At 61.3% G+C, this 10,621-nt stretch carries 10 protein-coding genes and 1 pseudogene; 4 read left to right on the top strand and 7 right to left on the bottom strand.

Annotation, left to right across the window (positions count from 1 at the left end; translation table 11 throughout):
- Positions 1–74: 74 nt before the first annotated feature.
- Positions 75–1,505 carry an exodeoxyribonuclease I gene (gene sbcB, locus CAF74_RS02680; protein WP_085745219.1) on the top strand — a complete coding sequence of 477 codons (1,431 nt, stop codon included), beginning with the start codon at positions 75–77 and terminating at the stop codon, positions 1,503–1,505.
- A gap of 102 nt (positions 1,506–1,607) precedes the next feature.
- Here the strand turns inward: sbcB and mvaT are convergent, their stop codons facing one another.
- A complete protein-coding gene (mvaT, locus tag CAF74_RS02675; protein ID WP_007951234.1) occupies positions 1,608–1,985 on the bottom strand; it encodes a histone-like nucleoid-structuring protein MvaT in 378 nt (125 codons plus the stop codon).
- Positions 1,986–2,324: 339 nt separating this feature from the next.
- On the opposite strand from mvaT, the gene purU reads away from it, so the two are divergent.
- Positions 2,325–3,173, top strand: coding sequence for a formyltetrahydrofolate deformylase (gene purU, locus CAF74_RS02665; protein ID WP_011335666.1), 849 nt, complete (start codon positions 2,325–2,327; stop codon positions 3,171–3,173).
- Positions 3,174–3,307: 134 nt separating this feature from the next.
- Positions 3,308–3,484, top strand: coding sequence for a hypothetical protein (locus tag CAF74_RS29185; RefSeq protein ID WP_164872161.1), 177 nt, complete (start codon positions 3,308–3,310; stop codon positions 3,482–3,484).
- On the opposite strand, the gene CAF74_RS02660 is transcribed toward CAF74_RS29185, so the two are convergent.
- The 5 genes and pseudogenes from CAF74_RS02660 to CAF74_RS29550 form a co-directional block, all read right to left on the bottom strand.
- The gene (locus CAF74_RS02660; protein WP_085745217.1) at positions 3,468–4,466 is read right to left on the bottom strand and encodes a lysylphosphatidylglycerol synthase transmembrane domain-containing protein; all 999 of its coding nucleotides are present in this window, start codon (positions 4,464–4,466) and stop codon (positions 3,468–3,470) included. The two genes, CAF74_RS29185 and CAF74_RS02660, sit on opposite strands and share 17 nt — an antisense overlap.
- Entirely contained in the window at positions 4,463–5,239 is a 777-nt protein-coding gene (locus tag CAF74_RS02655) for a DUF2334 domain-containing protein (RefSeq protein WP_085745216.1), read from the bottom strand. Before CAF74_RS02655 ends, CAF74_RS02660 begins: the two co-directional genes overlap by 4 nt.
- Entirely contained in the window at positions 5,232–6,344 is a 1,113-nt protein-coding gene (locus CAF74_RS02650; protein ID WP_085745215.1) for a glycosyltransferase family 1 protein, read from the bottom strand. The genes CAF74_RS02655 and CAF74_RS02650 overlap by 8 nt, the downstream gene beginning before the upstream one ends.
- A 158-nt stretch (positions 6,345–6,502) precedes the next feature.
- Entirely contained in the window at positions 6,503–7,267 is a 765-nt protein-coding gene (locus CAF74_RS29555; protein WP_371855245.1) for a methyl-accepting chemotaxis protein, read from the bottom strand.
- A 93-nt stretch (positions 7,268–7,360) separates the two neighbouring features.
- Positions 7,361–8,392 (bottom strand): annotated as a pseudogene (locus CAF74_RS29550) (cache domain-containing protein); the annotation flags it as partial.
- Between the two features lie 188 nt (positions 8,393–8,580).
- On the opposite strand from CAF74_RS29550, the gene CAF74_RS02640 reads away from it, so the two are divergent.
- Complete coding sequence (locus tag CAF74_RS02640; protein WP_085745426.1) at positions 8,581–10,068, top strand: helicase HerA-like domain-containing protein; 1,488 nt, start codon at positions 8,581–8,583, stop codon at positions 10,066–10,068.
- Between the two features lie 10 nt (positions 10,069–10,078).
- Here the strand turns inward: CAF74_RS02640 and CAF74_RS02635 are convergent, their stop codons facing one another.
- Positions 10,079–10,534, bottom strand: a complete 456-nt coding sequence (locus tag CAF74_RS02635; protein ID WP_007951226.1) for a DUF721 domain-containing protein — start codon at positions 10,532–10,534, stop codon at positions 10,079–10,081.
- Positions 10,535–10,621: the final 87 nt, after the last annotated feature.

Below are 10,621 nucleotides of genomic sequence, written 5' to 3'. Positions count from 1 at the left end.
CTGAATGATGCGGCGCTGGCCGCGACCGCAGTCGAACGCCTAGACTTTGCCGATCTTCAGTTCAGGAACCGCCCGTGACTTCCATTTTCTGGTACGACTACGAAACCACCGGCATCAATCCCCGATGCGACCGCCCGTTGCAGGTGGCCGGGATCCGCACCGACCACGAACTCAACGAAATCGACGCGCCGGTCAATCTCTACTGCCAGCCCAGCGAAGACATCCTTCCGCACCCGGCGGCATGCGCGATCACTGGCATCACCCCGAGCCGCCTCGCCGAACAGGGCTTGAGCGAAGCCGATTTCATGACCCGGGTTCACGCCCAGCTCGCGGCTCCCGGCACCTGCGGCGCGGGTTACAACACCCTGCGCTTCGACGACGAGATGACCCGCTACAGCCTGTACCGCAACTTTTTCGATCCCTATGCCCGTGAATGGCAGGGCGGCAACAGTCGCTGGGACCTGATCGATGTCGTGCGCGCCGCCTATGCGTTGCGCCCGGATGGTCTGGTCTGGCCGACCGATGACGAAGGCAAGGTGACGCTCAAGCTCGAGCGCTTGACCGCCGCCAACAACATCGATCACGGCAATGCGCACGAAGCCTTGTCGGACGTACGCGCCACCATTGCCCTGGCCCGGTTGATCCGCGAGAAGCAGCCGAAGTTGTATGACTGGCTGTTCCAGTTGCGCAGCAAACAGAAGGTCATGGACCAGATTCGTCTGTTGCAGCCGATGGTGCACATCTCCGGTCGTTTCTCCGCTGCGCGCAGTTATGTCGGCGTGGTGCTGCCACTGGCCTGGCATCCGCGCAACAAGAATGCGCTGATTGTCTGTGATCTGCATCTGGACCCGCAGGGCCTGCTCGACCTGGATGCCGAAACATTGCGCCAGCGCCTGTATACCCGGCGTGACGATCTGGCCGAAGGCGAGTTGCCGGTGCCGCTCAAGTTGATTCACATCAACAAGTGCCCGGTGGTGGCGCCGTTGGCGGTGCTGAGGGCTGAAGATCAGCAGCGTCTGGGTCTGGACATGGCGTTGTATCAGGCGCGTGCATTGCGACTAAGTGACGCACAACAAGTTTGGAAAGATAAAGTCTCGGCGATTTATGCCAGCGAAGATTTCACCTCGAGTGAAGATCCCGAACAACAGTTGTACGACGGATTTATCGGTGATCGCGATCGTCGTTTATGTGAGCAAGTGAGGACGACCGATCCTGCTCAATTGGCGCGAGAGCAATGGCCGTTCGATGATGAACGTTTGCCTGAATTGTTGTTTCGATATCGAGCACGTAACTTTCCCGATACGTTGAATTTCGAAGAGCAAGAACGTTGGAAAATCTTTTGCCGGCAACGCTTGTCCGCGCCGGAGTGGGGCGCCCCTAATACCTTGCAATCTTTTGCCGAGGCCATGGAGCAATGGCTGCTTAGTGCTGCGCCGATGCAGGCCGAGGTGTTGGTTGAATGGCAGAACTATGTCCAGGCATTGCGCAAACGTTTGGATCTTTGAAATCGAACATGTCCGGCATCTTGAATGCCGTGCATAAAAAAACGCCAGCATTCGCTGGCGTTTTTTTGTGTTACAGAAGCGCTCTGCGACAAGGGTTGCGGCTTAGCCCAGCAGGGTAGCCCAGCCTTCAACCACGTCACCGCCCCACTTGGCTTTCCACTCTTTCAGAGTTTTGTGGTTGCCACCTTTGGTTTCGATGACTTCGCCGTTGTGCGGGTTTTTGTATTGTTTAACTTTGCGAGCACGCTTGGTGCCGGTAGTTTTGGCTGCGCCGCCACGTGGTGCTTTGGTTTTGGACTCTGGATCCAGCAGCGCGATGATGTCGCGCAGGGATTTGGAATATTCGCCCATCAGTGTGCGCAGTTTGCCTTCGAATTCCAGCTCGGCTTGCAGTTTGTCGTCTTGCGACAGGTTCTTCAAACGGGCTTGCAGCTCTTTGATAGCTTCTTCGGTGGCGCGATATTCGTTGATCAAGGACATGATTACTACCTTATGTGGGAGTGCGCGATGGCAGGGGACAGTGCGGCAATAATAGTCAGGCTGTTTCATCAAGTAAACATTTAACCGGGGTTTTTATTTGAATTAGTTACGTTGAAAAGCCGTGAATTGAATGTTCAGTTAAATAATGTGATGGAGTCTTCACAGATATTCACACAAGCCTGTTCATGCATGGCTATTACTGCGCCATCATTCTGGCGTTTGAGGGCGTCAAAAAAGCTGCGGCGGCCTGCCGTGAGGCTTCGAGGGTCATCAATACTGCAGTTTTTCCGCGCAGTCGCTAGAATGGCCGCCTTTGCGAAGTTCTGGAGTTTCCCCCTCATGCGCACTTTTCGGCTGGTGATTTCTTGCCCGGACCGCGTTGGCATCGTTGCCAAAGTCAGTAACTTTCTGGCGGCCCACAATGGCTGGATCACCGAAGCGAGCCACCACTCGGATAACCAGGTCGGCTGGTTCTTCATGCGTCACGAAATCCGTGCCGATTCCCTGCCTTTCGGTATCGAGGTGTTGCGCGAGAAGTTTGCACCGATCGCCGAAGAGTTCTCGATGGACTGGCGCATCACCGACACCGAGCAGAAAAAACGCGTGGTGCTGATGGCCAGCCGCGAATCCCACTGCCTGGCTGACCTGCTGCACCGCTGGCACAGCGACGAACTGGATTGCGAGATTTCCTGCGTGATTTCCAACCACGACGACCTGCGCAGCATGGTCGAGTGGCACGGCATTCCTTATTACCACGTGCCGGTCAATCCGCAGGACAAGCAACCGGCCTTCGACGAAGTGTCTCGCCTGGTCAAGCAGCACGATGCCGAAGTGGTGGTGCTGGCGCGCTACATGCAGATCCTGCCGCCGGACATGTGCCGCGAATACGCGCATAAGGTCATCAACATTCACCACAGCTTCCTGCCGTCGTTCGTCGGTGCCAAGCCGTACCACCAGGCTTCGATGCGCGGCGTGAAGCTGATCGGTGCGACCTGCCACTACGTGACCGAAGAGCTGGACGCCGGACCGATCATCGAGCAGGACGTGGTGCGTGTCAGCCACAGCGACAGCATCGAAGACATGGTGCGTTTCGGCCGTGACGTCGAGAAGATGGTGCTGGCCCGTGGTCTGCGTTATCACTTGGAAGACCGCGTGCTGGTGCACGGCAACAAGACCGTGGTGTTCTGATTCAGGATCGTTCCCACGCTCTGCGTGGGAATGCCTCTTCAGACGCTCCGCGTCTGCTTTGGGACGCAGGGCGTCCCGGGCTGCGTTCCCACGCAGAGCGTGGGAACGATCCACGGACCTTGAGGACATTACCGATGAGCGATCCACTGGACAAAGCCACTTCCAAGGCGCCCGCCACCCTCGGCGAGGGCTGCCTCAGCCGCTATGACCCGGATGACCTGAGCCCGGAGGATGGCACGGAGTTTCCTGGCGCTGCCGAACTGTGGGAACAACTCAAGGACGAAGAGGATGACCTCAGGAAGCCTGTCTGACGCTCAGCAGTTTTTTCAGCAACGGCCGGCCCAGCATCAATAGAAACACCGGGCCACCGACCAGCAGATAGAAGTAATACGTCACCACCCGCCAGATCAGGATCGCCGCCGCCGCGGTCGATTTGCCGACCATCGGCGCCAACAGCGCCGCCGAGGTCAATTCCGCTGCACCGGCACCGCCCGGCAACAGGCTGAATTGCCCCGCACCCAGCGAAAGCATCTGGATCAGAAACGTCCAGGCCCACTGCACATCCGTCCCCAGCCCGCGCAACGCCAGATACAGCACGCTGTAACGCAGCGACCAGTGCACGCAGGTCAGGACGAACACCTTGATCAATGTCTGCCACGGTAATTTCAGCGCATCGGTGAAAGCGGCAAGAAAGTGCAGCAACTGCCGTGCCCAGCGCCGTCGGGTACGCGGTTCGACGTTCATCCCGGCCAGCAGGCGCCCGCTCAGGCGAATCAAGCGACGGTGATAACGCGCGACCAGCACGCAACTGAACAGGCCGCCGGTCAACGACAGGGCACTGACGATCAGCAGCCATTCCATACGGTCGCTGAGATGCTGGAACAGCGCGTAGATCAGAATTCCGCTCAGGGCGCAGAGAAAGAACAGCAGATCGCTCAACTGATCCATCGCAAACACGGCGCTGCCCCGGGCCGGACGCACGCCGCTGCGCGCCAGCAGCGCCATGATCGTCAACGGTCCTCCGCTGCCGCCGGGTGTGGCGCACCAGGCAAATTCGGCGGCCATCACCACCCCGAGGCTTTTGAGGGGTGTGACCCGGTCACGCTGATCGCCGAGCAACAGCCGCAGGCGCAAGGTGTTGATGCCCCAGCACAGCAGAACCATGGCGAACATGATCAACAGCCAGCGCAGCGGAAACGCCTGCAGGCGCCCCCAGGTCTCGCCGCCCCCGAGCAGGACGGGCACCGCCACGGCCACCAGCAGGCCGATCAGCAACAGAATGCCGCGACTCAAGCGGCACGCTCGGCTTGAGTGCGCTGGCGCGTCAGCCAGTCGATTTTGGTCATGGGCACACGTCCGTCCGCGAGCAGTCGTTCAAGGGTGCGCCACCAGTAATCCCGGGAAAAGCGGTGGCGCATGTCCACCGGGTGCAAGCCTAGACGAATCACTGGCGCCTGGCGCCAGCGCTGCTCTCGCTGTTCGCTGATGACCTTCGACATGCCGCGACGCCAGGCGCTGCGTGCGCTCCAGACCAGTCCCGGGGCCTCGACCGCGGTGAAATCCGGCAAGTGATAAAGATGCTGCGGATCGCTGGTGTAGCGCAGCGGCAATTCGCGCAATGCCTGGCGCGTGCCGTCGCTCATCAGCCAGGCCGGGGCGACGAAACCGTGCAGCGGCCAGTCGTGGCGCCGAAACAGATCGATGCCCGGGCGCAGGCGGGCGAGGGCGGCTTCCCGGGACAACTGGTAGAACTCGCCTTCATGGGTGTAGACCCGGCGCATGAACCAGTCGCGCGCCGTGCGCGGGCCGGGCTCGGTGTCTTCATGAAAATGGCCGTGCAGGGCCAGTTCATCGCCGCGTGCGACGCGCTCGTCGAGCCTTCGACAGAACGCTGGATGGGCTTCAAGTGCATCGCGTCGATGGAAATCCGGAACCACCAGCCACGTCATCGGGACGTTGCCCAACCGGTCAACGGCTTCGACGAACGCTCGATAATCGGCCCACGTGGAGGGCGCCACGTCATGCAGCACCAGCATTACCGCCGGGCGCTCGTGAAATTCAGCCATTGGCCACCCGAGGAACCGAATCGCCGAGTACCGCGTGGTAATGGCTCAGCAGGCTGTCGACCACCGTGTCCCAGGCGTAATGCCGTTCGACATGTTGGCGTGCCTGCTGGCCGAGTACGCCAGTCCCGCGACTGAACAGTTCGCGCACGGCATTGGCCATGGCTTGCGCACTGTTCGGCGCGCAGAGCAGGCCGCAGGATTCGCTGACGATTTCTTCGAACGCTCCGGCCGCCACCGCCACCACCGGAATGCCGCAGGCCATGGCCTCCAGAATCACCAGACCGAAGGTTTCCTGATCGCCGGCGTGGATCAGCGCGTCGGCACTGGCCATCAGCCGTGCGACCTGCGCGGCCGGGCAGAACCGGTCGATCACGCTGACATTGTCCGGGACGGAAGCCGGCATCGACGAGCCGACCAGCAACAGGTGATAACGCGGGCCCAGGCGTTTCATGCAATCGAGCAGCACCGGCAGGTTTTTCTCCTTGGAACCGCGACCGGCGAAGATCAGCAGGCGCGTGTCCTCGGCGATCCCCAGTTCGCTGCGCAACCCGGCGTCGCGGGCATCCGGGTGGAAGGTGTGCAGATCAACGCCCAGCGGTTGCACGAAGACGTTGCGCACGCCCAACCCGCTGAGCTTGTCGGCCATCACCTGGCTGGGTGCCAGCACCCGGTCAAAATTGCCGTACAACTTGCGCACATACGCGTCGACATTCGGCGTGACCCAGTGGCCCATGCGGTTGCCCACCAGCAGCGGCAGATCCGAGTGATAGAAGCCGATCACTGGCACATCGAGTTGTCGACGCGCATCGAGCGCAGCCCATGCGGTGAGGTACGGATCACCAACTTCGATCAGATCAGGCTGCAGATCCTGCAGGACGTTTCGCCAAGGAGCCAGGCGCAGGGGAAAGCGATAGCCCTTGCCGAAGGGCAGGGCGGGGGCGGGAACCGTGTAGACGCCATCGCGTTCGCCCAAGTGCGCGCCGGGAATCAGCAGGCTGTGGCGGATGCCGGGCTTGACTCCCAGCCGACGGTGCTTGGCATCCAGATAGGTGCGCACGCCACCGCTGGCCGGGGCGTAGAACATGGTGATGTCGGCGATATGCACGGTGAACGTCCCTCCGCGTTGATCTCCCTTGGTTGACCTTTATCAAGAATAGATGTTCGGTCGGGGTTTCGCGGTGGGGTGCAAGGCCGGTTTCGGAGGGATTGTCGGTCGTCTTCGTCGGACAGTTGTGAACGACGAAGACGACCGGCAGAGCGGCTTTAAATGCGGAAGCTGCCAACCAGTTGCTTCAATCGCGAAGCCTGCTGCTCCAGATCCGAGCAAGCCCGCAACGTCGCCTGCAGGTTTTCGACACCTTCCTGGTTCAGCGTATTGATCTCGGTGATATCCACGTTGATCGACTCGACCACAGCCGTCTGTTCCTCGGTCGCGGTGGCCACCGACTGGTTCATCCCGTCGATTTCACCAATGCGCTGGGTCACGCTGTTCAGGCGTTCGCCGGCGAGGTTGGCGATGTCCACGCTGTCCTGGCTGTGGCGCTGGCTGTCGCTCATGGTACTCACGGATTCGCGGGCGCCGACTTGCAGCTCCTCGATCATGGTTTGTACCTGTTGCGCCGATTCCTGGGTGCGGTGGGCGAGGTTGCGCACCTCGTCCGCCACCACCGCAAAGCCGCGACCGGCTTCACCGGCACGTGCCGCTTCGATGGCCGCGTTGAGCGCCAGCAGGTTGGTCTGCTGGGAAATGCTGGTGATCACTTCCAGGATCTGGCCGATGTTCACGGTCTTGCTGTTCAGCGATTCGATATTGCTGCTCGATGCGCTGAGCATGCTCGAAAGCTGATTCATGGCCTTGATGCTGCGCTCCACCACTTGCTGGCCGTCTTCAGCCAGGCCGCGGGCGTCGCTGGCCTGGGTCGAGGCCTGGGCGGCATTGCGGGCGATTTCCTGGGCGGCGGCGCCGAGCTGGTTGATCGCCGCAGCCACGCTGTTGGTGCGCGAGGCTTGCTGGTCGGAGTTGTACATCGACGAGTTCGAGGCCGCGACCACCCGCAGGGCGACTTCGTTGACCTGGCCGGTGGCCGATGACACTTCGCGAATCGAGCCGTGAATACGCTCGACGAAACGGTTGAACGCGGTGCCGAGCACGCCGAATTCGTCCTGATTCTGAATGGTCAGACGTTTGGTCAGGTCGCCTTCGCCGTCGGCGATGTCTTCCATGGCACGAGTCATCACGTGCAGCGGCTGGATCAGGATACGGATCAGCATGCCGAGCAGGGCAATGATGATCGCCACCGCAATCACGGTCGCGATCACGGCCGAAGCGCGGAATTCGCTGAGCATCGAGAAAGCTTTGTCTTTGTCCACCGACAGGCCGATGTACCAGTTCACCGACGGCAGGCCCTTGATCGGGGTGAAGTTGACGATGCGGGTCTTGCCCTCGACGGTGACTTCACTGAAGTCACTGCTGATGCGCGGGGTGTCCTGCGGATAGGCTTCCTTCAGTGACTTCATCACAAGGGCCTTGTCCGGGTGCACCAGGATCTTGCCGTCGGCGCTGACCAGGAACGCGTAGCCCATGCCGGAGAAGTCCCGGGCGCTGAGGGTGTTGATCAGGGTTTGCAGGCTCAGGTCGCCGCCCACCACGCCCACGCTCTGACCGGCCTTTTTCGCGGCGGTGGCGATGGAAATGATGGTCTGGCCGGTGGCGGCGTCGATGTACGGTTCGGTCAGGGTCGAGGTGCTGCTGCTTTCCGCACCTTTATACCAAGGACGAACACGTGGATCGAAACCGTCCGGCATCTTCGCATCCGGGCGGATGGTGAAGTGCCCGGTAGCATCGCCGAGGTAAGACGCCATGAAGGTCGACGTCAGGGCTTTCTGTTCCAGCAGGCTGGCGACGGCGGCAGGATCGGGGTTGATGGCGATGTTCTGGGCCGCGTTCTCGATCAGCAGGATGCGCCCGCTGAGCCAGGTCTGGATATTGTCGGCTGTGACCTCGCCCATCTCGTTGAGGTAATTGTCCAGGTCCTCGCGGATCGCATTGCGTTGCAACCAGTCGTTGTACAGCGTGAACGAGGCGAAGGCGGCAATGACGATGAGGGCGGCGGCAAGCAGGATTTTATGGCTGAAACGCAGATTTTTGTTCATGGCTTGGGGTTCCGCTAAGGTCTTATTATTCAGGGCGTGCTTCTATAGATACTCGCCAGGTGGGCTTGATGGGTACAAGCAGGTATTTCCGCTTCTCCTTAGGGAAATCTCCGATGCGGATGTCAGTCGCATCTGTCACCTTTAGCTATCGGCCATGCTCGATCAAAGATTAACCATTGGGTGACCAAATGCCTGAATCTTCGCAACTTGTAATCGGCGCTGACCTCGCCGGGCAACCGATCGCCCAGGCCATGCGTCTGGCCAACCGTCACGGACTGGTGGCCGGCGCAACCGGTACCGGCAAAACCGTCACCCTGCAGCGTCTGGCCGAGGCGTTCAGCGACGCCGGGGTCGCGGTGTTCGCCGCCGACGTCAAGGGCGACCTGTGCGGCCTCGGTGCTGCCGGCAACCCCCAGGGCAAGATCGCCGAGCGCATCGCCGGCATGCCGTGGCTCAAGCACACGCCTCAGGCGTATCCCGTGACCCTGTGGGACATTCACGGTCAGTCCGGTCATCCGTTGCGCACTACGTTGAGTGAAATGGGCCCGCTGCTGATCGGCGCGCTGCTGGAACTGACCGACAGCCAGCAATCGGCGTTGTACGCAGCGTTCAAGGTGGCGGATCGCGAAGGCCTGTTGCTGCTGGATCTCAAAGACCTGAAAGCGCTGCTCAATCACCTCAAGGACAATCCGCAGCTGCTGGGCGAAGACGCCGCGCTGTTCACCACTGGCTCCAGCCAGGCGCTGTTGCGGCGTCTGGCGACGCTGGAGCAGCAGGGTGCCGAGGCGTTGTTCGGCGAGCCGGCGCTGCAACTGGAGGACATTCTGCAGCCGACCGCCGATGGTCGCGGACGCATTCATCTGCTCGACGCCAGTCGTCTGGTACATGAGGCGCCGAAGGTCTACGCGACGTTCCTGCTGTGGCTGCTGGCCGAGCTGTTCGAACAACTGCCGGAACGCGGCGATGCCGACAAACCGCTGCTGGCGCTGTTTTTCGATGAGGCACATTTGTTGTTCGGCGACACGCCCAAGGCGCTGCAAGAGCGCTTGGAGCAAGTGGTGCGGCTGATCCGTTCCAAAGGCGTGGGCGTGTATTTCGTCACCCAGTCGCCGGGCGATCTGCCGGACGATGTGCTGGCGCAACTGGGGCTGCGGATCCAGCACGGCCTGCGCGCGTTCACCGCCAAGGAACAGAAATCCCTGCGGGCGGTGGCGGACGGCTTCCGGCCGAATCCGGCGTTCGACACCTTGTCGGTGCTCACCGAACTCGGGATTGGCGAGGCTCTGGTCGGCACCTTGCAGGAGAAGGGCACGCCGGAAATGGTTCAGCGAGTGCTGGTGGCACCGCCGCAATCGCGGATCGGGCCGTTGACCGAGACCGAGCGCACGGTGCTGATTGCCGGTTCGCCGTTCAAGGGCCGTTATGACAAGCCGATCGACCGCGAGTCGGCCTATGAAATCCTGATGGGGCGCAAGGGGCTGGCACCCGAGGCTGAAGCGGCGCCGGGCAAAACGGCGGCTGAAGAGCCGAGTCTGGCGGACAAGGCCGGAGAATTCCTCGGCACGGCGGCGGGGCAGGCGCTCAAGTCGGCGATGCGCCAGGCGGCGAATTCGCTGGGTAAACAGTTGGTGCGCGGTCTGATGGGTTCATTGCTCGGCGGCAGCAAACGCCGCTGATCAACAAGGCTCAGGTTTTGGGTTTGGCGTGGGCGGCCAGTCGTTCCAGTGCCGCTCGCAGATTCGGATCGCTGATCCCGTCGGCGGTGGCCTGGATGGTCGCCGCCGCATCCGTTGACAGGTCGATCGTCGGCCCGCTCGCTTCGCGCTGGATGGTCGGTGGCCGTACGGCGAACTTGATTCGCGTCAGATTGGCGAACTCGTCGAACATCTGCAGTTGCCGTTGCAGGCGCTTCTGTTGATAGCGCAGGCGCGTGGCCCAATGGCCGTCGGTGACGATCAGCAACAGTTCGCCTTCGCGCCACTTGGCTACGTGGCAGTGTTCACGGGCGGCAGGTTGCAGCTGGCTTTCGAGCAGACGTTGCAGATGGGCCAGGCGCTGGGCATGACCGAGGATGGCTTTCAGCGGTCTGGCTTCGCGTAGCAGAACGGCGGGCGCTCTGGCTGTGAGAGGGCGAAATGCCATGATCTAGGACCTGAAGTGACAGAGGCGCCATGGTAGCAGATGGCAGCCATTTCACTCGCCCATTGCTTTTGTCCCTGCTTTGCCCAT

Origin of the sequence: Pseudomonas sp. R45(2017) (assembly GCF_002112305.1) — a bacterium.
GTDB classification, from domain to species: domain Bacteria; phylum Pseudomonadota; class Gammaproteobacteria; order Pseudomonadales; family Pseudomonadaceae; genus Aquipseudomonas; species Aquipseudomonas paraglycinae.
Note: the sequence above shows the minus strand (reverse complement) of the source record. Positions and strands in the feature narration are given on the sequence as shown.